The sequence below is a fragment of the Massilia oculi genome, assembly GCF_003143515.1.
GTDB classification, from domain to species: Bacteria; Pseudomonadota; Gammaproteobacteria; order Burkholderiales; family Burkholderiaceae_D; genus Telluria; species Telluria oculi.
The window spans coordinates 75,082-98,131 of sequence record NZ_CP029343.1; the positions used below are offsets into that span (position 1 = coordinate 75,082).

The 23,050-nt window shown below is 58.0% G+C and carries 18 protein-coding genes and 2 pseudogenes; 10 read left to right on the top strand and 10 right to left on the bottom strand.

Annotation, left to right across the window (positions count from 1 at the left end; genetic code table 11):
- Positions 1-191: 191 nt before the first annotated feature.
- Complete coding sequence (locus tag DIR46_RS00325) at positions 192-608, top strand: hypothetical protein (RefSeq protein ID WP_109343474.1); 417 nt, start codon at positions 192-194, stop codon at positions 606-608.
- Between the two features lie 322 nt (positions 609-930).
- Here DIR46_RS00325 and DIR46_RS27825 read toward each other — a convergent pair whose 3' ends face one another.
- Positions 931-1,080 (bottom strand): transposase, encoded by a 150-nt coding sequence (locus tag DIR46_RS27825; RefSeq protein WP_370659805.1) that lies wholly within the window; start codon positions 1,078-1,080, stop codon positions 931-933.
- A gap of 167 nt (positions 1,081-1,247) precedes the next feature.
- On the opposite strand from DIR46_RS27825, the pseudogene DIR46_RS28015 reads away from it, so the two are divergent.
- The 5 genes and pseudogenes from DIR46_RS28015 to DIR46_RS00355 form a co-directional block, all read left to right on the top strand.
- A pseudogene (locus tag DIR46_RS28015) lies at positions 1,248-1,481 on the top strand (IS6 family transposase); the annotation flags it as partial.
- Positions 1,482-1,847: 366 nt separating this feature from the next.
- The gene (locus DIR46_RS00340; protein ID WP_005670918.1) at positions 1,848-2,933 is read left to right on the top strand and encodes an AAA family ATPase; all 1,086 of its coding nucleotides are present in this window, start codon (positions 1,848-1,850) and stop codon (positions 2,931-2,933) included.
- Between the two features lie 6 nt (positions 2,934-2,939).
- The gene (locus tag DIR46_RS00345) at positions 2,940-4,700 is read left to right on the top strand and encodes a S8 family peptidase (protein WP_109343476.1); all 1,761 of its coding nucleotides are present in this window, start codon (positions 2,940-2,942) and stop codon (positions 4,698-4,700) included.
- Positions 4,701-4,762: 62 nt separating this feature from the next.
- The gene (locus DIR46_RS00350) at positions 4,763-5,164 is read left to right on the top strand and encodes a hypothetical protein (RefSeq protein WP_162819331.1); all 402 of its coding nucleotides are present in this window, start codon (positions 4,763-4,765) and stop codon (positions 5,162-5,164) included.
- Positions 5,165-5,188: 24 nt separating this feature from the next.
- The gene (locus DIR46_RS00355; protein WP_109343478.1) at positions 5,189-6,385 is read left to right on the top strand and encodes a tyrosine-type recombinase/integrase; all 1,197 of its coding nucleotides are present in this window, start codon (positions 5,189-5,191) and stop codon (positions 6,383-6,385) included.
- Positions 6,386-6,541: 156 nt separating this feature from the next.
- Here the strand turns inward: DIR46_RS00355 and DIR46_RS00360 are convergent, their stop codons facing one another.
- The 7 genes from DIR46_RS00360 to DIR46_RS00395 form a co-directional block, all read right to left on the bottom strand.
- On the bottom strand, positions 6,542-7,126 hold the full coding sequence (locus DIR46_RS00360) for an SIS domain-containing protein (protein WP_109343479.1): 585 nt from the start codon (positions 7,124-7,126) through the stop codon (positions 6,542-6,544).
- Positions 7,127-7,144: 18 nt separating this feature from the next.
- Positions 7,145-8,071, bottom strand: coding sequence for a cation diffusion facilitator family transporter (locus DIR46_RS00365; protein ID WP_005670924.1), 927 nt, complete (start codon positions 8,069-8,071; stop codon positions 7,145-7,147).
- A 110-nt stretch (positions 8,072-8,181) separates the two neighbouring features.
- Entirely contained in the window at positions 8,182-8,763 is a 582-nt protein-coding gene (locus DIR46_RS00370) for a hypothetical protein (protein WP_157225733.1), read from the bottom strand.
- 81 nt (positions 8,764-8,844) lie between these two features.
- The gene (locus DIR46_RS00375) at positions 8,845-12,081 is read right to left on the bottom strand and encodes a CusA/CzcA family heavy metal efflux RND transporter (protein WP_109343480.1); all 3,237 of its coding nucleotides are present in this window, start codon (positions 12,079-12,081) and stop codon (positions 8,845-8,847) included.
- 12 nt (positions 12,082-12,093) lie between these two features.
- Positions 12,094-13,344 (bottom strand): efflux RND transporter periplasmic adaptor subunit, encoded by a 1,251-nt coding sequence (locus DIR46_RS00380; protein ID WP_005670929.1) that lies wholly within the window; start codon positions 13,342-13,344, stop codon positions 12,094-12,096.
- Complete coding sequence (locus DIR46_RS00385) at positions 13,341-14,645, bottom strand: TolC family protein (RefSeq protein WP_109343481.1); 1,305 nt, start codon at positions 14,643-14,645, stop codon at positions 13,341-13,343. Before DIR46_RS00385 ends, DIR46_RS00380 begins: the two co-directional genes overlap by 4 nt.
- A 511-nt stretch (positions 14,646-15,156) precedes the next feature.
- The gene (locus DIR46_RS00395) at positions 15,157-17,592 is read right to left on the bottom strand and encodes a heavy metal translocating P-type ATPase (protein WP_109343483.1); all 2,436 of its coding nucleotides are present in this window, start codon (positions 17,590-17,592) and stop codon (positions 15,157-15,159) included.
- A gap of 90 nt (positions 17,593-17,682) precedes the next feature.
- Between DIR46_RS00395 and cadR the strand changes: the two genes are divergently transcribed.
- The 3 genes from cadR (at position 17,683) to DIR46_RS00410 (ending at position 21,202) form a co-directional block, all read left to right on the top strand.
- Positions 17,683-18,111 (top strand): Cd(II)/Pb(II)-responsive transcriptional regulator, encoded by a 429-nt coding sequence (gene cadR, locus DIR46_RS00400; protein ID WP_109343432.1) that lies wholly within the window; start codon positions 17,683-17,685, stop codon positions 18,109-18,111.
- Positions 18,112-18,241: 130 nt separating this feature from the next.
- Positions 18,242-20,170 (top strand): cytochrome c/FTR1 family iron permease, encoded by a 1,929-nt coding sequence (locus tag DIR46_RS00405; RefSeq protein WP_109343433.1) that lies wholly within the window; start codon positions 18,242-18,244, stop codon positions 20,168-20,170.
- Between the two features lie 78 nt (positions 20,171-20,248).
- Complete coding sequence (locus tag DIR46_RS00410) at positions 20,249-21,202, top strand: arsenic resistance protein (protein WP_109343434.1); 954 nt, start codon at positions 20,249-20,251, stop codon at positions 21,200-21,202.
- A 30-nt stretch (positions 21,203-21,232) separates the two neighbouring features.
- On the opposite strand, the pseudogene DIR46_RS00415 reads toward DIR46_RS00410, so the two are convergent.
- Positions 21,233-21,433 (bottom strand): annotated as a pseudogene (locus DIR46_RS00415) (IS3 family transposase); the annotation flags it as partial.
- A 174-nt stretch (positions 21,434-21,607) separates the two neighbouring features.
- On the opposite strand from DIR46_RS00415, the gene DIR46_RS00420 reads away from it, so the two are divergent.
- Positions 21,608-22,222 (top strand): cation efflux transmembrane domain-containing protein, encoded by a 615-nt coding sequence (locus DIR46_RS00420; RefSeq protein ID WP_109343436.1) that lies wholly within the window; start codon positions 21,608-21,610, stop codon positions 22,220-22,222.
- Between the two features lie 281 nt (positions 22,223-22,503).
- Here the strand turns inward: DIR46_RS00420 and DIR46_RS27030 are convergent, their stop codons facing one another.
- Entirely contained in the window at positions 22,504-23,049 is a 546-nt protein-coding gene (locus DIR46_RS27030) for a cytochrome P450 (RefSeq protein WP_229446441.1), read from the bottom strand.
- Position 23,050 lies beyond the last annotated feature (1 nt).

The window sequence follows — 23,050 nt, forward strand, 5'->3', positions numbered from 1 at the left end:
GCGGCCCTGTGCATGGGACGCGTACCGGGCTGAATCACTGCAAGATCCCGTCGTCCGCTGGCGTCCTGGAAAGCACGGATTTGCTATTTGGTCAACGCAACCGGTATACTGGTTCCGAATGAAACATCTGTGATTGTCGACGCCTCTCGGTGATGCAATAATCGATCACGCACAACCCTGGGACTCCGTTCATGCTTACAGCCTTGTTGTTTGCCGCCGCCTTGACTACTACCGTTATCGTAAGCTCGGACGACAGTTACCACGTCCCGCAGATCGAGCGTTCGATACTTGAGGGTAAGTGCCAAGACCGTGAACTCAAGCTCACCGAGCAGCGCGGCAAGATGACTTTGGCGGTCGACGGCGAAACGCGCGACATCAGCGGCAGCACCTTTGCGAAAAGCTACCTCTCAGGCAGCTACCTCGGGCGCTTTACGATAGCGTGCCGCAGAGACAATCAGGGCTTCTCGCTCAATTTCTTCGGCGTAGAGGTTCCAAAAGACGGCGTCCCTAGCCCGCGGCGGGGGCGATCGGCTACGACTCGACACTGTCCGTCACATCGGACTCAGCTATTACCCGGCAAGAGATCGACCTCTACCAGTTCAATGTGAAGCGAAACGGATATTGGCTTCAATAGTTTTGCTTGCCATGGCATCGTGCTGTTCCGAGAAGTGCCGCCGATTCTTGAAGCCACTGACCTCTTCCGTGGCATGCACTACCCACGTTGCTGTAGCGTCCACAAACTGTTTCCGAAGCACTACGAACGCTAAGGGCGCCTGTCTGGTAGTTAACGCTAAGTAGTCACCCAAAATTCATCGTGAGTTTGCTCCCGAAGCCGCTCATCAAGGACTGAACCTCATCAAGCAGATCTGTGCCGTTCTTGGCAACGAAGCGGCGCCAGTAATGGTTGGCGCGCTTCCACAAAATCTCGATTCAATTGAGTTCAGGGCTATAGGGCGGCAGATAATACAGATACAAGCCATCCTTGGCCCACTGGCTCCGCTTCTTGTTTATATGGTCGCCCTTGTGGATGCTGGCGTTGTCAATCAAGACGATTCGTGGGACCTCGTGCAGCTGCGCCACAACCTGGTCGAAGAACGCGATTACATCATCGTTCGGAAAGTTTACTACGCAGATCGTTAAGGAGAGAGAGTTCGTGTGAGCAGGAACTCGGGGTTATATACGGTTCTGTCGAATTAACGGAACCGCCACTGGGATCGGGTAGACTTTTACGCCCAAGCCTGTGAACGATGACCAGGCTCCACTTCGAAGGAATGCGTTTCCTGATCGGCGTCATCCTGGTGCGCATCCGTTAATATGCGGCTTACCCGCTGAGCTACCTGCACATTGGAGAAGTGATGGAAGAGCGCGGCGTATGGGTTGACCATTCAATCATCAATCGGTGGGCGATTCCCTTCCTCCTACTCATCGAGAAAATGGCTCGCAAGCACAAACGTCCGATCGGCAGCCGTTGGTGTATGGACTGCGCGACAATCGCAACCTCAGCGTATCGGTACGCGTCGGGGTAACGCGCGATATGCCCGATGTGTACCTGCCCGTGCATGTGCCTGCCACATTCTGATTTCATTGCGCCACCGTCCAAGCGGTGGCGATTCATCATTTGTTCTAGCAGCCTTCGATGGCCTTCTTTACCTGCTCACGTGCTGACACGCATCAGACATTATTATCATTATGTCGGCTGATTCCATCACGGCTCCCGCACTAGTTCGCCCGCCACACCGTCCCGTCCCAGGTACGGTAAAAATTATGGCTTTGGTGGAAAGATTCGTATAAAATCGACACATAGAGATTTTCCAAGTGTCGTAACTAGTTGATTGATAAGGATTGTCGTGGAAAGTTTCCCGAGAAAAGAGTTGGTGAAGGTGGTTCAATCGGGAATGACCGGTTCGCGTAGCGCGTTCGCGCTCGCAGTTGGCCGGTTTGCTTCAAAGCTTAAACAAACCGACTTGGCGCTAGCCCAAGAGCTTGCGCAGTTCCTCTCTGTTGACAATGTCATGCGCGGCGCCGGGGACTTCGTCCCGACGCCAGTAGATGCCGATTCGCGAATGGAGCTTGTAGAAACCATCTTCCCAGTGGTTTTGCCAAAACGGCCTGTCTTTAGCAACACGGTTGACGGCGTGCTGTCAGGCGTGATGAAAGAATGGCGCAGCCTCGAACTGCTAATGCAGGAAGGCTTGGCGCCGGCAAGGATGTTGCTATTTTGCGGCAAGCCTGGCGTCGGCAAGACGCTTGCTGCGCACTGGTTGGCACAAGAACTCAAGTTGCCTCTGCTGACGTTGAATCTGGCGACGGTCATGAGCAGCTATCTTGGGAAAACTGGCAACAATGTACGCGCTGTGTTCGATCATGCAATCTCTCGACCATGCGTCTTGCTACTCGATGAGTTCGACGCGATCGCAAAGCGGCGCGATGACGACAGCGATGTCGGCGAACTCAAGCGCTTGGTCAACGTGCTCTTGCAGGCCCTCGACGACTGGCCAGCGAACTCGCTGTTAATTGCGGCAACGAATCACGGTGAACTCCTCGACCCTGCAGTGTGGCGCCGGTTCGATCACGTCGTCCAGTTCGAGCCCCCTTCACCGGAGTTGATTGTGGAGTATTTGCAGGATCTGCCGATGGGCGAGAACATCCGCCGGAATCTGGCTGCCCTGCTGCACGGGGAATCGTTCAGCTCGATCGGCCACCTCATCCATTCGTCTCGTAAAACCGCCCTCCTCGAGCAATCGGCGCTCGTACCGATTCTGGTCAAGAATGCCTTGCAGCTCAGGATGAGAAAAGGCGACATGGTTAAACCGCATGAAGGCGAGATGCTTCTGTTGCATCTGGAAGGCCTATCGCGACGGGAAATCGCATCTCGGCTGGGGAAAACCCATCCTACAGTGAGCAGTGTCATCAAACGTTACCTCGGGGAGTAATCAGGAATGGCGGCAACGAACATCATTTTGGGATACGGCGAGACGCTCACGCAGCCTTTCACGCTCAAGCGCGGATCGGGACTTAAAAAGTACCCGTATAACATCGCGCAGCAGCGAGAATTCTTGGGCAAGCAACTTGATCTGTTATTGCACACCCATCATGCACAGCCGCCGGCGCTCAAGCCTCGCGGCGAGTCCGTTGCCAGGTTTACGTTACATCCTGCCTTCCTCGCTAAAACACATCATCCCAATAACCTGCTCAAGGCAAGCGGCTTGCGTTGCGTGGGAAGTCGCTCAGCTCGCGTAGTGCCGCGCGACGTCGCAAGCAGCCGCCAACGTGCAGGTGAAGCGACCTTCACCGCAGCTTTGTATGTCGCAGGTACCGAGGTAGCATTCAGTAAGTTGAAGAGAATGCTTTTTTCGGAAGAGATTTCCGAAACGCAGCAGAAGGCACTCTGTCGATTCGAACTCCTGGAGGAGTTCAGCGCTGCGGACAAGAACTTCGCCAGGAATTCGGATCAAGCGCTGGCCTCTCTTGAGGTTGTCCTGCATGCCGCTGTCGAAGATGCCGACATCATCAAAGCGTTCGCATCCTACGTCGCCTCGCTAGGTGGAACAGCTGAAGTATCACGTGCGCTGAGCGTATCTGCCCTGACATTCATTCCAGTGCGCCTGGCGGCCGCTAAAGCGCAGGATCTGGCAGCGTTCCAATTTGTGCGGGCGGTGCGGGTGATGCCGTCATTACGTATCGGCGGCAGGGACATGCGTAGCTCGAGCGTCGTCGCGCCTGCTTTAACTGAGCAGCCGGCGATCGACACCAAGCTGAAGGTTGCAGTGTTCGACGGCGGCATCGGTCACACCGACCTGGGCCGGTGGGTACAAGAGACAATCTTGCCAGGTGCAGAGACGACCTCGGCGGCCTATCTCAATCATGGCAACGGTGTGACCAGCGCTCTGCTGTTCGGACCACTTGACGAAGATAGCGAGCAGTTCCCGCGCCCTTATGCAGACGTGCATCACTACCGCTGCATCAGCCCGTCGTTGCAGCTTTCCGATAATGTGCCCGATGTCGACCTCTACGATGTGCTCAAGAATATCGACCATGTCCTCAAAACTGAGCAATACGACTTTGTGAACTTCAGCATCGGGCCATATATGCCGATGGATGATGACGAGGTCCATCCATGGACGGCGCTAATCGACAGTCATCTCGCCTCTGGCAACACGCTGGCAGCTATCGCGGTCGGTAATGATGGCGAAAAGGAATGGCCGGAGAGCCGGGTGCAGCCTCCTTCCGATATGGTCAATGCCCTGGCGGTGGGCGCCTGCGACGGCACAGGTTTGTCCTGGGAGCGCGCGCCCTATAGCTCACACGGTCCCGGCCGCAGCCCTGGCATGATCAAACCCGATGGCGTAGCCTTCGGTGGTTCGGAAGAGGAACCCTTCGTCGTCTACAACGCTCTCAGTGGTCACTACGCTCACACGACAGGCACCAGTTTTAGCTCTCCAGCGACCCTTAGAACAGCGATCGGCGTGAAGGTCTCCCTCAATTCTCCGTTGAGCGTTTTAGCGGTTCGCGCCTTGATGTCGCACCACGCTAGCCGGCCAAAGCACATGCTGATGAGCCACATCGGACACGGCCGGTTTCCTCAAAGTGTCGATGAAGTCTTGACGTGCGAGGACAACGAAGTGCGAGTAATCTATCAGGGCACCCTGCAGGCCGGACAGAATCTGCGCGCGCTCACCCGTTCCCCTCCCTGCCATTGAATGGGAAAGTCACTCTTCGCGCGACGCTGTGCTTTGCCAGTCATACCGATCCTGAACACGCTGTGAATTACACGCGTGCCGGGCTGACGGTGCTGTTGCGTCCGAAGAAGACGTCGAAGAAAACGATGCCATTTTTCTCGTCATCGAAGATGTACACGACCGAGCTCGAAGCGCGCACTGACGAGCAAAAGTGGGAGACGACGCTCAAACATGAACATCGGTTCAACGTCGACACGCTAGACGATCCGCTTTTCGACATCACGTACGGCGCGCGTGAGGACGGACAAAGCGTCGACAACGCCGCCCTCCCCGCTTTGCCATATGCGATGGTTGTAACAGTCGCCGCTGAAGACACGCCTGGCGTCTACAATAATATTCGGCAGCGCTACCAGACGCTGCAACCAGTCGAGATTCGCCAAGAGGTGCGCATTCAGAGCGGCACCGGGAAATCTCAACCGAGTTAAATTCCCGTAAAACAGTACGTTTCAATGTCTGAACAGATAGCCGCCGTCCTCGAAGAAATTTCCGTTCCGCCTATGGAGGTGATGACGGTATCACGCGACCTGGATGGGTCCGTTGGGTCTAATCGCGAGTGGCATGTGCCGAGGCAGATCAGCGCGAACACCGATGTCGCGGCGGTGCTGGCTTGGCTCGCGAACTTTGTCCATAAAAAGGCCACGTTCGACGCCTATCGAAAAGAGGCTGAGCGGCTGCTTCTCTGGTGTGTGCTTCAGCGTGCCAAGCCGCTGTCTTCCCTGACGCACGAAGATTGGTTGGCCTATCAGGCATTCTTGGGCAACCCCTTGCCCCGAGACCGATGGGTGAGTGAACAGAGTCGCAGACATCCTCGCAATGATCCGCGTTGGCGCCCGTTCGCAGGGGCATTGTCAGCGTCAAGTCAAAGGCAGGCGGGTATCATATTGACGTCGATGTTCGCCTGGCTTGTCAGTGCAGGCTACCTGGCAGGCAATCCGCTCTCGCTTTCCCGCCAAAGAGGTCGCGCACGGGCGCCTCGTATTGAACGCTATTTTGACGATGAACTCTGGCTAGAAGTAAAGGCCACGATTGACGCCATGCCGCGCGAAACGCCGAGGGAGCGTGAGCGATATCTGCGACTGCGGTGGTTGTTCACATTGCTCTATGTGTGCGGTCTACGCATCTCGGAGATTGCCGAGAACAATATGGGCAGTTTCTTCTGCAGGCGCGACCGCGATGGCAGCGAACGGTGGTGGCTCGAGATCCTCGGCAAAGGAAGTAAGGTACGCCTAGTGCCGGCGACCAATGAATTGATGAACGAACTCGGCCGATATAGGCGTGAACTAAGCTTCCCTGCGCTGCCTGTACCTGGAGAGTCGACGCCGCTGCTACTGCCCATCGGCGGGAAGCCTAAGGCGATGAGTCGCGGCGGGATCCACGATATCATCAAGGCTGTTTTCGCGATGACGGCCGAGCGAATCGAGCTCAAGGGACCACAATTCGTGCATGTTGCTCATCGAGTCAGTCAGGCATCGGCGCACTGGTTGCGGCATACCGCGGGGTCACACATGGCGAACAACTCCGTAGACTTGCGGCATGTCAGAGACAATCTGGGTCACGCTTCGATCAGCACCACTAGTGGTTATCTGCACGCACCGGACGACACGCGGCACAACGATACTGAAGACAAGCATCGAGCGAATTGGTAGCGTCGGCAGAAAAGACACAGCGATTCTTAGCTTTGGCAGCATTAGCCGACGTTCTTAACCAGGACAATGACCCCCTCATGCTCAAGGCGTCCGTTCGCCTCGGCAGCGGGACGCGCTGTACACTCGCGTTGGCCCTGGAACTCGCCCATGCCTACGCTAGTAATTGGCCGGGTACAGTTCGCGCTCGACCAACTCGATCATTATATGGATGATCTTGATGTGTAGCTCTTGAGTACGGTCAGCAAAATTACCGCCCGGGCAGCTGATGCAGACGTCTGAGAAGTCCTCCAATGGCGAGCCAGCAGTCCCTGTCAAAGCGATCACGACCATACCAAGCTTTTGCGCCATCTGGGCCGCGACCAGAATCGAAGGGCTTTTCCCGCTCGTACTGATCGCGAGCAGTACATCGCCCGGACGACCATGGGACTCGATGTAACGGGCGAACACCTGATCGTATCCATAGTCGTTTGCAACGCAGGTGATATGAGTTGGGTCGCTAATTGCGGTTGCGGCGATCCCGGGCCGATCACGACGGAAGCGTCCTGTCAGTTCTTCCGCGAAATGCATGGCGTCGCACATTGAACCGCCATTCCCGCAAGAAAAAGCCCTTCCTCCCTTGCCGAACGATGTCACCAGTACCTGTGCGGCGTCAGCCACGGTTTGCAGCTTGGTTGCGTCGTTCACGAACAAGTCCAGAGCGTGCCGCGCTTCGGTCAGCCCATTCTTGATATGTTCAATCATATGCTCTTCTCTATAAAATCAGTGACTTGCCGATGGCTCGAAGCCATGGACCTCGGTGGCCTGCTCGCAAGGCGTGCGCTCGACTTGCACTGTCGAATGGTAGATGTGAAATTCATCTGCGATTTCATGACGGACCGAGATCAGTAACGCTTCGAGATCCACATGCCCCGGATCGCAAACGATGTGCACGCTCAAGCTCACCTTGCCGCTTGTGATGGCCCACACGTGCAGGTCGTGGACGCTTGCAACGCCTGGCACTGCAAGAATCTTGGTTTTCACATCAGCTAAATCGATGCCTTCAGGTACACCTTCGAGCAAGACGTTCAAACTTGCTTTGAGCAGAATCCAAGTGCGCGGCAACACCCACAGTCCGATGGCCACAGCGATCAACGAATCGACCCAGGTGGCGCCGGTCCAGCGAATCACAAGCGCACCGACGATCACGCCAATCGATCCGAGCATGTCGCTCCATACTTCCAGATAAGCGCCTTTCACGTTCAGGCTAGCATCCTTACCGGCAGAAAGGAGCCGCATACTGATCAAGTTGATCACCAGGCCGAGCACCGCCACGATGAGCATGGCGCCAGAGGCTATCTCGGGCGGATCCTGCAGCCGCTTCCAGGCCTCAACAAGAATGTAAATGGCCACCATGAACAACAGAATCGCGTTGAGGGCTGCTGCCAGGATCTCGAAACGATAGTACCCAAAGCTACGCTTTGCGTCGGCCTGACGTCGCCCGATGTGAATTGCGGCCAGCGATATCGCGAGTGCGGCGGCATCTGTGAACATATGCGCCGCATCGGAAATCAAGGCGAGGCTATTCGTCATGATCCCGGCAATGAGCTCAGCGACCAGAAACGACGATGTCAGCCCTAGTGCTATCCACAGAGGACGAGCGTTCTGTGTAGGTGAAATGGCGTGCGAATGTGAATGCCCTGAACCCATGATATCTCCTCAATATCTTACATTTTTAAGTTGGCACTGGACCGACCGCCGGTCTTTGCATCGCATCGCGCAGCGGCGCGCAATTATTTGCGTACAGGCCAATCCTTACCTCAGTAGAAAAGCCGCCTGATGTGAACCACTTGCGGCGCAAGCACGGCCAAGAGCAGGATCAGCACCAGTGCAATGCCAGTTACGGCATCTACGTTGTCGAACCCTGCTGCAATCAAACCTACCGCCACCAGTGGGGCGATAAAGGGTAACAAAGCGACCGCTGCCTTGATCACGAACATCGCACCGTGCTGTTCGCACAATAAACAACTGTATAGCGCACGCAATGCGCCGGCCGTGAACGCGCACATTGCAAGCGGCATCAAATCGCTTGGCAAGAGGTTAGAGGCATGGTTAAGAGCATGTATGGCCCCTCCTGCGATAAACGGACTTGGAATTAGCAGAACGACGACAACGGCGAATCGCATATTTTCGTCCCGACCTGCCTCCTCTTCTTTGCCAACTGCGCGCTCGCATTTATTGCTATAAAGCATGATGACGGCAATTTGGTACAGGGCACTCGCAGCGAGCGAAAAGCTCTCCCAAAATATGGCGCCGTAAGCGGTCCACGCCAGTGACAGGACATTCGTTCCCAGCACAAGATGCGGCAAAACCACTTCAATCCCACTTGGTGTCAAACGCATAATCGACCTCTCCCTGATGGGCCGCACGAAGTGCATGGGCGAGCCAAACATGAGTGCCGGCACATACCGCTGACTCGCCCCTCAAGAGGCGGTGTGCTGTTCACACCGCCGGATACACAGCTTCACGCGGGTTTTAGACGGGGGTGACCACGCGCGTCTCACGCAGGGGCCATCTGGATCCTTACGATGCGCCAGTCGATATAGAAGAGGCAGTACCAACAACGTTAGCGCCGTGGACGACAGGATGCCGCCGATAACCACCGTCGCCAGCGGGCGTTGTACCTCGGCGCCGGTGCCAGTGGCAATCGCCATTGGCACAAATCCCAAGGACGCAACTAGCGCCGTCATAAGGACCGGCCGCAGACGCGTTAGCGCTCCATGGGTGATCGCTTCGTCGAGCGACATGCCGTCTTCTCGCAGCGAGCGGATGAACGAAATCATTACCAGCCCGTTCAGCACGGCCACCCCAGACAAGGCGATGAAGCCGACCGCAGCGGTAATCGACAGCGGAATGCCTCGTAAAGCCAAGGCCGCGATCCCGCCGGTCAAGGCAAACGGGATGCCGGTGAACACCAACAGCCCGTCTTTGACGTTTCGGAACATCATAAATAGCAACATGAACACCAGGAACAACGCCAGCGGCACAACGATCTGCAAGCGCTGGGTAGCCGACTGAAGCTGTTCGAATGTCCCGCCCCAAGTGGTCCAATAGCCTGCAGGGATCTTCACGCCCTTGGCCAGAGCCTCCTCCGCTTCCGGCACGAAGCTGCCGATATCGCGGCCGCGTACATTGGCACTGACCACGATACGGCGTTTGCCGTCTTCGCGGCTGATCTGGTTCGGACCCGGTGCTAGATCGAGCGTTGCCAGTTCACCTAAGGGAATGAAGGCGGGAACGTCTTCATTGCCTCCAGCGCTTGTGCCTGAGGGTGGTGGCACTGCGATCGGCAGGCGACGAAGTGCATCCAAGTCTGCGCGTTGCACCTCTGGTAGCCGTACCACGATGGCGAAGCGGCGATCGCCTTCGAACATGGTGCCGGCCTCGCGTCCACCTGTGGCCGCAGAGATCGTGGCCTGCACATCAGTGATGTTCAGCCCGTAGCGCGCTGCCTTGTCCCGGTCAATATTGACTGTCAGCATCGGCAAACCGGTAGTCTGCTCTACCTTAACTTCAGCTGCGCCCGGCACGCGTTGTAGCACCGCGGCGATCTGAGCACCGGTCGATGCCAGCACTTCCATGTCGTCGCCATACAGCTTGACTGCGACGTCGCTACGCACGCCGGAGATTAGCTCGTTGAAACGCAGTTGAATAGGCTGCGAGAACTCATAGGCATTGCCGGTGTATTTTTCCGCCTCCTCTTGGATGGCTTCCACAAGTTCGGCGTGGCTGCGTTTCGGTTTCGGCCAGTCGGCCTCCGGCTTGAGCATGATGTAGCCGTCCGAGATGTTTTGCGGCATCGGATCGGATGCAATCTCGGCGGTACCGGTGCGGGCAAATATCCGTTCGATCTCGGGGAACTTCGCTTTGAGGCCGACCTCCAGCTTCTTCTGCATATCGACTGATTGGGTGAGGCTGGTCGCGGGAATGCGTAGCGCCTGGATCGCAATGTCGCCCTCATTCAAGTTGGGAATAAATTCGCTCCCGAGTCGTGTCGCCAGCAGTCCAGACAGGACCACGGTGACAATCGATGCCGTCAGCACGATCGGTCCGTTACGCAGGACAGCGCGCAATGCAGGCGCATAGGCATTACGCGCCATTGTCATTAAGCGGTTCTCCTTTTCGGCCACGCGCTTGCCGATGAACAGGGCAACGGCCGCGGGCACGAACGTGATCGACAGAATCATCGCGCCAAGCAAAGCTATGACGACAGCGAACGCCATCGGGTGGAACATTTTGCCCTCGACCCCGCTCAAAGCGAAAATCGGCAGGTACACAACCATAATGATCAACTGCCCGAACAGCAGTGGCCGGCGCGCTTCCTTTGCGGCCGCAAACACTTCACGGAAGCGCTCTTCCAAGGTTAGGTCACGTTTGGTCTGTTCTTGCGCGTGCGCCAGGCGCCGCACGCAGTTCTCCACGATCACGACCGCGCCATCGATGATGATGCCGAAGTCGAGAGCACCCAAGCTCATCAAGTTGGCACTGACCTTGTAGGTCACCATGCCGGTGAAGGTGAATAGCATCGACAGTGGAATGACCATCGCGGTAATAATCGCTGCGCGGATATTGCCCAGGAATAGGAACAAGATCACGATCACCAGGATCGCACCTTCGAGCAAATTCTTACGTACCGTGGAAATCGCCTTGTCGACCAGCACCGTACGGTCATACACGGGGACGGCCTTGACGCCAGCAGGCAAAGTCTTGTTGATCTCGACCATCTTCTCTGCAACGAGCTGCGAGACCTGCCGGCTGTTTTCGCCGATGAGCATGAATACGGTACCGAGCACAACTTCGGCACCGTTGTCGGTCGCGGCGCCCGTGCGCAGTTCGCGGCCGACGGCGACGTCCGCGACATCACGAATCCGAACCGCGACGCCATCGGTATTTTTCAGGATGGTGTTTTGGATGTCTTCGATGGTTCGCACCTGCCCCGGCGCGCGGATGAGAAGCTGTTCGCCCGAGCGCTCGATGTAGCCTGCCCCGGTGTTATCGTTATTGCGCTCAACCGCAGTGACGACGTCGGCCAGGGTCAGACCATAGGAACTGAGCCGGTTCGGATCCGGCGTGATGTGGTATTCCTTAGCGAAGCCACCGATCGAATTGATTTCGGTCACGCCCGGGACCTGACGCAACTGCGGCTTGATGATCCAGTCCTGCACTTCGCGCAAGTCAGTTGGCGTATAGGCTGTCCCGTCAGGCTTCTTTGCGCCTGCTTCTGTTTCGACCGTCCAGAGGTAGATCTCGCCCAAGCCAGTGGAAATTGGCCCCATCATGGGCGTTGCGCCCTCCGGCAGCCCTTCACGGGCTTCCTGCAGTCGCTGGTTGACCAGCTGGCGCGCGAAGTAGATGTCAGTACCATCCTGGAAAACGACTGTGACCTGCGACAGCCCGTAACGCGATAATGAGCGAGTCTGCTGCAGTCCAGGCAGGCCCGCCATCACGGTCTCGACCGGATAGGTAATGCGCTGCTCGACCTCGAGCGGCGAATAGCCTGGTGCCGAGGTGTTGATCTGAACCTGCACGTTAGTAATATCTGGCACAGCGTCGATCGGCAGACGCTGATAGTTGTAGACGCCAATTGCCGCCATGGCCAGGACTAGACCCATGATCAGCCATCGGCTGTCGATGGCGAAACGAATGATGCGTTCGAACATGGAAATCCCCTATTAGTGGTCGTGCTCGGCGCTGCCCTTGCCAAGTTCGGCCTTGAGCACGAAGCTGCCGCGATTAACGTAGCGCGTTCCTGCTGCCAGGCCCTTCAGGATTTCCACCCCTTTGCCGTCACTAATGCCGGCCACGATCGGCTGCGTGCGAAAGCCCCCTTCCGTCACTACAAACACTACTGGCTTGTCTTCCACCGTCTGGATAGCATCGGCCGGAATCGCCACAGCAGCCTGTTTAGTCCCTTGCACCAGTGCGACGTCCACGAACAGGCCAGGGCGCCACGCGCCGCCTGGGTTGTCGATCACGACGCGCGCTGTGGCGGCGCGGGACTGTGCCCCGACTAGTGAGCCGACATAACTTACCTTCCCAACGGCTTTCATATCAGAGCCGGTGGCACTGACAACCGCCGTTGCGCCGCTGCGCACGCTTGCCAAGTCTTTCGGTGTGACTGCGACATCGACCCAGACGCGCGAGAGGTCGGTTAGTACGAAAACATTGGTGTTTTCCTGCACCGCTTCGCCCCGCGTGATGTGCTTTTCAACGACGACAGCGTCGAACGGCGCACGCAACTCGTACCGGTTCAATGCGCCGCCTCCGGAGCCCACTTCAAGAGCTGCCAATTTCGAGCGCGCTGCCTGCAAGGTAAGCTCGGCCTCGCGAAGTGCCTGTTCGGCCTGCTGAAAGTCCTGCTGGGCAGAGATACGGTCCTCCCACAGTTTCTTTTCCCGCTCATAGATGGTTTTGGCCAGGCCGAGCCTTACCTGTGCCGCGCTCGCGGCGCTACGCAGGTCAGCCAGCTCCGGGCTTGAAATGACGGCTAGCACCTGGCCCTTCTTGACCGTTTGCCCCAGCTGCGCCGGCACTGATTCGGCGACGCCGCCCAGGCGCGGCACTACGTGAGCTGTCAGATCGTCGTTGACACGGACTTCGCCAGGCAGTTTGACAATGTTCTCGATCGTGGCCGCACCGGCAACGGCGGTCGTAATTCCGGCCTTTTCTGCCTGCATGACCGGCAGCTTGACCACTCCTTCGTCCTTGTGCTCATCCTCGGCGCGTTCGTCGCCTGCTCCACCGGCTTCTTTTGCGCCCTCCTTCTGACCGCTCTCGGCATGGCCATGGGCATCTTCGCCGGCGCTACCTTCAGCGCTTCCCTTGTTCCAGAACAGGATGGCCAGGGCCAGCACGACACCGACGGCCACGATTGCGGCAATGATTGGCAGATTTTTCTTACGATGATTTTGCAGGGGCGTCATTGCAGGTGTTCCTTGAAGATGGTGGTGCTCTCGGCATTAGTAGCCGGTGCGATTCGTTCGATATCAGTTGCTGCTCGATACCGATCGGACAGAGCGCGCAGATACAAGCTGCGTGCCTGAATTAATGCGCGCTGGGTGTCAAGAACGTCGAGAAACCCGAATTTTCCGAGTTCAAAACCAGTCACGGCAGCGTCATAGGCTTGCTGCGCCGCTGGCAGCATCTCGGACTTGAGGCTGTCGATCTGAAGCTGAGCGACCTCTGCACGCTGGTGAGCGTCCGCGATTTCCTCATACACCCGAAGCTGCTCGGCGCCTAATTCGTCGCGAGCCTGGTCGGCTCGTCTAAGTGCTGAGAGCATGTTCCCCTGGTTGCGATTGAAAAGTGGCAGCGGTACGGAGATACCAAAGACGGCTTCGCTCCCGCTGCGTTCACGATCCCGCTGGCTACCCACGGTCACCGTCACATCTGGTACCCGCGCCGAACGTTCCATGCCGACCAAAGCATCCTGCCGTTTGACTTGCGCTTCGGCCTGACGCAGTTGCGGCGACATGGTTAGCCGCTGCTCGAGCTCGTTCATCGTCGGTACGGCAGCGAACTCGACGGCTGGCATCTGGAGTGGCTGGGCAATCGCTCGCGAGCTGCCCATCAGTATCGCTAACTTGCGTTTGGCTGACTTCAGGTCGGCTGTTGCTTGGGTGAGGTCAAGACGCACGGCCGACTCTGCAACACTCGCACGGGTTTGTTCGACTGGCGATATCTTGCCGGCAGCGACGCGCCGACTCGCGGCATTCGTCGCCCGGCTTGCGACCTCAATGGCCGCCTCGGTCAGACCGACCCGCTCTTGCGCTGTCAAGGCCTCCAAATAGGCCGCCATAACGTCGGCACGCAACATCGCTCGTCGCACGTTCACTGCTTGGACGGCGAGTAGACGCTCTTGTTCGGCGACCGCGATGCGGGCGCTTCGTTTGCCGCCGAGCTCGATGAGCTGGGTAATCTGGGCGGTCTCGACCCTGGACCGACGGTCGGTTCCTTCGGTGGATAGAGCCAGCTCAGGATTGGGTATGACGCCTGCCTGAAGCCTCCCACCCTCGGCAATGCCGATCGCCTGTGATGCGGCTCGTAAGCCTGGGTTGCCTGCGTACGCAGCCTGCAACGCCTGCTGCAGGGTCAGCGGCAGTAGCGACGTATTCCCGGCGAGCGGCGGACTGTTTGGATCGCGCAAAATTTCCGTTTGCGCGTAAAGGGACGTCGACTGTGAAAACAGCAACAGCGCGCCCATGATCAACGATCTGGATTGCATAGATAACTCCGAAGTTAACGAATCGAAAGCTATCCGGCGACAGCGAGCACACCGGCCGAGTGCGTTGGCACACGGTCGGAAGGCTCGGGGATTACCTGGTAAAAGAAGGTATAGCCGCCGGAATTACACGGCGGCGGGCCACTGGGGGCGTTCGGGAGGGACTTGAGTGACTGAAACGTAACTGACGTTTGGACCAACCGGCGCGAAGTGCGCCATCGTCAGGTAGGGGGCGTTTTGAACGGCTGCGGGAGCGAGCACTGCGTGCGCGCACGAAGAACAATGCGAGTGCTGCGCGATCTTCTTCGTCGACGCAGGCTTACCGTCATCGGCGGCCGCCACCTGATCGTGAGCGCCGGTCTTATGCTGATGATGTCCAAGGTGCTGTGCGGCTCGTCCAGTCTCATGCATGCAATAGGCGCTGATCGCACTCCAGGTAAACTGGAATGCGAGCATCATCAGCATGCAAGTGAGAAAACGGCGCATCATGGTCGCGAGTATAGCATCGGTGCGGTTACACGTTGCTGCCATGCAGACGTACGCGAAGCAGACGCATGCCATTAAAGATAACCAGCAGGCTGGCGCCCATGTCCGCGAACACGGCCATCCACAAGGTGGCTGATCCTGCGATAGCGAGCACCAGGAACACGGCCTTGATCAGCAAGGCTGCAACGATGTTCTGCTTGAGGATGGCGGCTGCCTGCCTGCTCAGGCGAATGAACTGCGGGATCTTGCGCAAATCATCATCCATCAGCGCGACGTCGGCTGTTTCGATGGCGGTGTCGGTGCCCGCTGCGCCCATCGCAAACCCGATATCGGCCTTGGCCAGCGCCGGGGCATCGTTGATGCCATCCCCTACCATGCCGACGGTACCGAATTGCGCCACCTCGTCATTGATGGCAGAGAGCTTATCCTCGGGCAGCATGTTCCCGCGGGCGTCATCGATGCCAACCTGCCGTGCGATCGCTTTGGCCGTCACCGCATTGTCGCCGGTGAGCATGACCGTCCGGATTCCCAGCCCATGAAGCTGGGCCACCGCTTCGCGACTGGTTTCACGAATGGTATCGGCCACCCCGATAACCAGCAGTGGCGACGTCTCATCGCAGAGGACAACCGCGGTCTTTCCTTCACCCTCCAGTGTCGCCAGGACACTTTCCGTCGCGGTATTGCAGATGCCGAGCTCCTCGACCAGGCGGTGATTGCCGAGGTAGTACCACTTCCCGTCGATCCGCCCTTTCGTGCCGCGGCCGGTCAAGGCCTCGAACTCGGTCACGGATGCGAGGAGCAGGTCCAGGCCCAAGTTTTGCCAGTGGCGGCTCACCGCGGTCGATACCGGATGGTCGGAACGGTCCGCGAGCGCGGCCGCGAGCTGCAGATGAGTCTGTGCATCGCCTTGCAGGGGCAACACGTCCGTCACTTCGGGTTTACCCTGGGTGATCGTGCCGGTCTTGTCCAGTGCGAGCGAGCGCAGCTTGCCGCCCTGCTCCAGGTAGACGCCGCCTTTGATGAGGATGCCGGCCCGCGCCGCCGCAGCCAGGCCGCTGACGACGGTGACCGGGGTCGAGATCACCAGGGCGCAGGGGCAAGCGATCACCAGCAGGACAAGCGCCTTATAAATCCATGGCATCCATTCGGCGCCCAGCATGAGCGGCGGCACCAGGGCGACGGCGAGCGCAATGGCGAACACGATGGGCGTGTAGATGCTGGAGAAGCGGTCGACGAAACGCTGCGTGGGCGCGCGGCTGCCCTGCGCGTCCTCGACCGCGCGGATGATGCGCGACAGGGTCGAGTTGCTGTGGCCGGCGGTGACACGGTATTCGAAAGAGCCCGTTTCATTGATCGTGCCGGCAAACACCTTGTCGCCGACCGTCTTCGGTACCGGCATGCTCTCGCCCGTGATCGGCGCCTGGTTGACTGACGACTGGCCAGTGGTCACTTCCCCGTCCAGGGCGATCCGCTCGCCGGGTGCGACACGGGCCAGGGCGCCGATCGCGACCGTGGTGGCGTCCTGTTCACTCCAGTTGCCGTCGTCAAGGCGCACGCTTACCCGTTCGGGTGTCAATGCCATCAGGCCCTGGATGGCGTTTCTCGCACGGTCGAGCGAGCGGGCCTCGATTATCTCGGCAAGCGCGAAAAGGACCATGACCATCGCCGCTTCGGGCCATTGCCCGATCAGTACCGCGCCGGTCACGGCGATTGACATCAGGGCATTGATATTCAAATTGCGGTTCTTGACCGCAATCCAGCCTTTCTTGTACACCCCCAAGCCCGTCGTCGCGATCGCAAGCAGCGATAGCAGGATGACTGGCCACCAGTTTTCATCGCCCGTCGTCCATGCGACGACCTCGGCACCGACTGCTGCGGCCAAGCCCAGGGCAAGGACTGAATACTGCCGCTTTCGGGAGACCGATGGGACCGCAGCGGCTCGTCCTTGCCCAGCTGCAACGAGCACCGCCTGCATACCGATGGACGTCAGTGCATCCAGGATCGCCATTGCCGGCCCACTATGCCTGACGACCAAGCGACGCTGGACGAGATTGAAGTCGAGCTGTTCGACCTGCGGCATGCCGGACAGCTTGTTACGGATGAGCGTCTCCTCGGTGGGGCAATCCATGTTCTCGATGCGGAAAACAGTGCCGGCTGCTGACCCGCTTTGCTCCTCGGTCTGTTCAATCACCGGGTCCATGCCGACCGCGCGTACTGCTGCAAGGATCGCCTGTGGATCGCCGAGGCTGTGCTCCACCCGCAAGCGGCGCTGGACAAGATTGAACTCGAGCTTTCCGACGCCTGCAACGCGTCCGAGCGCTTGCCGCAGCAGTCCCTCTTCTGTCGGGCAGTCCATCTGGTCGATGCGAATGAGAAGAGAATGGTCCAAGGCTGCAGATGAGGCACCCGCGGTCTCGATCGGTGCAGATTTTTCGCAACATGATTTTGTCTGGCATTCCGACATGACGACTCCTCGAGAACTGTGTATAGTTCACATTGAACACCCTGTAGCGGGTACGGGGTCAAGCACTAAGTTAACGCACCGGGATTTTTCTTGAAAATCGGCGAATTGGCAGACCGGTCAGGCTGCTTGGTTGAAACCATCCGCTACTATGAGCGCATCGGATTGCTCGCTCCGCCTGAAAGGTCGGCAAACAATTATCGAGCTTATAACGAGCTTCACGCTGAGCGCTTGCTGTTCATTCGGCATTGCCGCGCCTTGGACATTACACTCGATGAGATCCGGACGCTGCTCGATTTTCGCGAGGCGCCCGGAAAAAATTGCGAGAGCGTCAACGCTTTGCTCGACAAGCACATCGGGCACATCGTCGACCGTATAGCAAACCTGTCAGTACTAGAAGCGCAGCTCAGAGACCTCAGGAGCCGTTGCATCGCCACCGACAGCACAAATCCATGTGAAATCCTGCAGGCGCTCGGCGCTGCGGACGTTTGCGACGAGCCAGTAAGGCTTGGGCGCCATTGACTAGCCCTGGACATTCCGCGCCATCACTGCATTGCTGAACCAGCGAACAGCCGGAACAATGCGCTTGACCTTCAAGTAGCTTGAAGGTGTTTAATATCAGATTCTCGAACCTGAAGACAAGTATCCCGATATGACGTACCCCATTTGGCGTCGGCTAATCGCCTTCGTAATGTTCTGCTGCTGCGTGATCGGTACGACACACGCTAATCCCACATCATCGGAAGCGGAAGTCCGCCAGCTCTGGCAGTTGCTCGATTATGTCGCCGTCGATTACGCCGGCGCGGTCCAGAACGGAGCGATTGTCAGCGAACTCGAATACGGCGAAATGCAGGAGTTCTCGACGCGTGCACAGAACCAGGTGACGGCATTGCCTCCGCATCCTTTGCATGCAGAACTTGCAGCTGCCACCACCAAGCTGAAGCAGGCGGTCGAGCGCAAGGAAGCGCCGCAACAGGTTTCCCTGCTTGCGCGAGAGGCAAACCGTTTGCTGCTGCAGGCCTACCCCTTCCCTGTTGCGCCGCGCGCCTTGCCCGATCTGGCCAGCGGTGCGGCGCTGTACCAGGCGCAATGCGCTTCATGCCATGGAGCGGCCGGCGCCGGCGATGGGCCACTCACGGCCAAGCTCGAACCTAAACCAATCGCATTTACCAATGAGGAAAGAGCCCGTTCCCGCTCTCTCATGGCCCTATATCAGGTCATCAGCCAGGGTGTCGAGGGCACATCGATGCCAGCCTTTGCAGGCTTGTCCGAGCATGACCGCTGGTCTCTGGCATTCTATGTCGGTAGCCTGGCGTTCAAGGGCACGGACATCGCAGCCGGAGAGTCTGCATTCGCCCAGAGCAGCTCCGCGTCTGCCACGATTCCCGACATGAACACGCTCGTGACGGCAACCGAAGAGGAACTGGCGAAGGCAGGCTCACCGTCGACCGCGCGGGCGGTTCTGGCCTATGCACGTACCCACCCCGGGGTGGTATGGGAGCAGCAAGAACGCAAGGGCATCGTTCTTGCGCGCAAGCTGCTGCAGGACAGTCTGGATGCCTTGAAAAATAACCAGCGGTCGAAGGCTACCGAACTTGCTTTATCGGCCTATCTGGACGGTTTCGAGCCGCTCGAGGCGAGGCTCGATGCGACGGACCGCCAGCTCCTGGTCGACGTGGAGCGAACCATGCAGCTGTACCGGGGCGCGGTTGCGCAAGGCAATGTGTTGGGTGCGACCGAATACGCCGGGCAGCTGGACACGTATTTCGCACGCGTCGAGGAGCTTACCGGCGCGAGCAAGACCGACGCGACGACGGTGTTCGTGGGCGCGTTGACCATTCTCCTGCGCGAAGGTGTCGAAGCCCTGTTGATCGTGATTGCGATGGTTGCGTTCCTCCGCAAAGCGGAGCGTCCACAGGCCTTGCACTACGTGCACGCCGGCTGGATCTCGGCCCTGGCAGCAGGCGCCTTGACATGGGTGGTGGCCACTTATGTGGTCAGCATCAGCGGTGCAAGTCGTGAAGTGACTGAGGGCCTCTCGTCGCTCTTTGCCGCCGCGGTGCTGCTGTCAGTCGGCCTATGGATGCACCAGAAAGGCCAGGCCGGACAGTGGCAAGCCTACCTGAAGCAGCATTTGACAGCGGCGATGGAAAAACGCTCCGCATGGGCCTTGTTTGCTTTGGCATTCATCGCGGTATACCGGGAAGTCTTCGAAACGGTTTTGTTCTACTCGGCGCTCGGCGCCGACGGCAACGGCCCTGCGCTGTTGGCAGGATTCGTTACAGGCCTGGTCCTGCTGTCGATAATTGCTGTGATTTTCCTGCGTACCAGTGCACGCATGCCGATCGGTAAATTCTTCTCGTTCAGCTCCGTGCTGGTGGCCGCCCTGGCAGTTGTCCTGGTCGGAAAAGGAATCGCAGGGCTGCAAGAAGCCGGATGGCTGACGGCCACACCGGTCACGGGACCGCGGATGCCGGTCCTCGGCCTCTACCCGACGATAGAGACTTATGCGGCGCAACTGGCCCTGCTCCTGGCGGCTGGTCTTGGCTTCGGCTTCAATCTGATGAAGGTCCGCAAATAGTTATTGAATGGCTCGCAGCAGGCGTCGCGGCTGATGCCTGCCGGGTAATCATCACCTTATCGCCGAAAGGTAAACAACTTGAACCGCGAAAGCCTGGAACGGAATCAGATTCCAGTCTATGTTGTAAGTGCCGCCTTGGCCGTGCTCGGGGGGATCCTTGCGCCTGATGCTGCGGCCAGGCTTGATCTGTTGGTGACACCTGCCATTGCGGTCCTGATGTATGCGATGTTTCTGCAGATTCCCTTTCTCGAGCTAAGGCAGGGGTTGGGTAATCGAGCGTTCATATCTGCAGTTTTGGTCGCCAATTTTGTGCTGATACCGCTTCTGGTATGGGTCTTGACGCGTGGACTGAGCGATCGTCCTGCGCTGTTAATCGGCGCGCTCCTGGTTCTGCTGACGCCATGTATTGACTACGTCGTCGTATTCACTCATCTCGGGAAAGGCGATTCGCGCCTGACCCTGGCCGCCACGCCAATCCTGCTCCTGCTTCAGCTGCTCCTACTGCCCATCTACCTCAGCGTAATAACTGGCGGCGAATCTGGCGTCGTCATCGCTGTCGCGCCGTTTGTCGACGCATTCCTGCTGCTGATCGTGGCTCCGCTGTTGCTTGCGGTGGCTACTGCCGGGCTGGCGAAGCGATCGTCCATCGTCGAGAAATGGAATACCGGATGGGCCTGGCTCCCGGTCCCCGCCATGGCCGCAGTGCTGGTGGTCGTCATCGGTTCGCAGATCGGAGCGATCATCAGGGAAATCGAGCAATTGGTGCCGGTCATTCCGGTTTATATTGGCTTCATGACGCTTGCCCCACTGGTAGGAGCTTTCACGTCGCGCATGTTCAAACTGCCGGTAGCAGCGGCTCGCGCCGTGACCTTCAGCGCGTCGACGCGCAATTCTCTGGTAGTGCTGCCGCTCGCGCTCGCGTTACCCGACGATTTGCGTGGAATTGCGGCGGCGGCTGTGATCACACAAACCCTGGTCGAACTGGGCAGTGAACTGGTCTATGTGCGTGCAATTCCTGCCCTGGTCAAGTGAGCTGTACTGTCAATAGTGGACACGTCCGTTTCAAGCAGCCAGCTGCCGTCTGCTGATCTTTTCGGCAAAAAATTCTGGCGATAGATAGCCGAGACGCGAATGGCGCCGCTGGCGGTTCCAGAAGATTTTGATGTATTTCGTAATTGCCGGTTCAGCGTCGGCCCTGGTCCTATACCACTGGCAATGGATCAATCCGCCCTTCAGGCGTCGCCAGACGCGCTCCATGCGTGCGTTGTCATGGCAGTTTACTGCAAGTGCTCGGCAACCCTAATCCAAGCTTCTTACCTGGCTCGTGTTTGATATGTGCGCGCTCGCTTTGGTAACTGACGTATTATGTGTTCATCCAAGCGCGTCCGGTAGAGAAAAGCGCTGGGCGCGTTCTTCCTGCAATCTTTTGGAGATCCGATGTCGGATATTGGCAAGGACAGCGATGACGAATCAGGTTCGGACGCTTCCAACGAGCGTGATCGTGGCATTTTATGGAAGGTCTTGCTAATCAATCTGGGCCAGTGTTTGGCCGGGGTGACTGTCGGAATATGGGCATCTTCAACTGCCGTGGTTGGCGCTGGCCTTGACAACCTGGGTGACGCTGCAGTCTATGGCGTCAGTCTGTACGCGGTGGGTAGATCCAGCACAATCAAAAAGCGTGCGGCGCAATTATCTGGCTGGCTCCTCATTGGTTTCGCCTGCCTATTGTTAGTTGAAGTTGTCCGTCGTTTTCTTGGCGGTGAGGCACCGCTGGGACCAGCCATGATGGCCATGGCTGCAACAAATGCCCTACTGAATACCTACTGCATTCGCCTGCTGAAGCAGCATCGCGGCCAGGACGTCAATTTTAAGGCCTCGACTATATTCACGAATAACGATTCGCTTGTGAACGGCGCAATCGTGCTTTCGGGCGCGTTAGTAATGTGGACAAATTCAAACCTTCCTGATCTGCTGCTTGGAACAGTGGTTTCGTTCATTGCTGGGAAGGGAGGTTATGAAATCCTCTCAGAGGCAAAAGGACATCAGTCGTGATACGAGGTATTCCATTCGAACCCTGCACGCGCAACAGAGATACATCCAGTGTGGTGTACGACTAAGCTGACGGAAAGCGCCTTATGGCGGCTGGCCGTCGTAACATGATCGAAATCGCGGGCGGAAACGCAGTTGTTGAACCAAGTGCGAAGGAGGCACTGGTATTTTGCTAACCCGAGTTCTCTGTCTAGTCGGAGCATTACTGGCAACGCAAATCAGGGAGGTCTGACGCGGAACCCCGGACATTCTCATCAGGCAGGTATTTCCCTTCCCTCAGGTGATCAGATTTGTACATTACCAATCACAAAACGGCTGGACAGCAACGCCGGTATGCGTGAGAGGCTCATCCGCAAATCCTGCTGAGGTACGCTGTACCTTACGCTGGTGCTGAGAAACACAACGGCAACTTTCATCAGTTCGACGGTGATCCACTCGCCAGGGCAACGGTGACCATCGAGATATTCCCCCCCTCCCTGTGGAATGAAGCTGAAAGGGCTACGCTTCCATTGACGAAAACGTTCGGGCATGAATGTATGGGGCTCGTCCCAAAGCCTCGGATCGTGATTCGTCCCATACAAGTCGAGCAGGACCCTTTCTCCTTTCGGAAAACGATAGCCCTTCGATTCGAACTCCCGCCGCGTGCGCGCAGCTACCACCGGGAAAAACGGATAAAACCTGCGGACTTCTTCAACGAAATAATCGAGGTAGTGCGCTTCGGCAGCCAGCAAACGCTCACCGCATTGCGGGTGCTGATGCAAAGCCATGGCCGCGAACATGATATACCAGGCGACCGCGACCGTTGGCCTTGCAACGTTGATGAGTTCCACC

Excerpts from the sequence above, each read along its gene's own strand:
- DIR46_RS00325 (WP_109343474.1), top strand. The coding sequence starts at position 192 with ATGCTTACAGCCTTGTTGTTTGCCGCCGCCTTGACTACTACCGTTATC.
- DIR46_RS00345 (WP_109343476.1), top strand. The coding sequence starts at position 2,940 with ATGGCGGCAACGAACATCATTTTGGGATACGGCGAGACGCTCACGCAG.
- DIR46_RS00355 (WP_109343478.1), top strand. The coding sequence starts at position 5,189 with ATGTCTGAACAGATAGCCGCCGTCCTCGAAGAAATTTCCGTTCCGCCT.
- DIR46_RS00360 (WP_109343479.1), bottom strand. The coding sequence starts at position 7,126 with ATGATTGAACATATCAAGAATGGGCTGACCGAAGCGCGGCACGCTCTG.
- DIR46_RS00365 (WP_005670924.1), bottom strand. The coding sequence starts at position 8,071 with ATGGGTTCAGGGCATTCACATTCGCACGCCATTTCACCTACACAGAAC.
- DIR46_RS00370 (WP_157225733.1), bottom strand. The coding sequence starts at position 8,763 with ATGCGTTTGACACCAAGTGGGATTGAAGTGGTTTTGCCGCATCTTGTG.
- DIR46_RS00375 (WP_109343480.1), bottom strand. The coding sequence starts at position 12,081 with ATGTTCGAACGCATCATTCGTTTCGCCATCGACAGCCGATGGCTGATC.
- DIR46_RS00380 (WP_005670929.1), bottom strand. The coding sequence starts at position 13,344 with ATGACGCCCCTGCAAAATCATCGTAAGAAAAATCTGCCAATCATTGCC.
- DIR46_RS00385 (WP_109343481.1), bottom strand. The coding sequence starts at position 14,645 with ATGCAATCCAGATCGTTGATCATGGGCGCGCTGTTGCTGTTTTCACAG.
- DIR46_RS00395 (WP_109343483.1), bottom strand. The coding sequence starts at position 17,592 with ATGTCGGAATGCCAGACAAAATCATGTTGCGAAAAATCTGCACCGATC.
- DIR46_RS00405 (WP_109343433.1), top strand. The coding sequence starts at position 18,242 with ATGACGTACCCCATTTGGCGTCGGCTAATCGCCTTCGTAATGTTCTGC.
- DIR46_RS00420 (WP_109343436.1), top strand. The coding sequence starts at position 21,608 with ATGTCGGATATTGGCAAGGACAGCGATGACGAATCAGGTTCGGACGCT.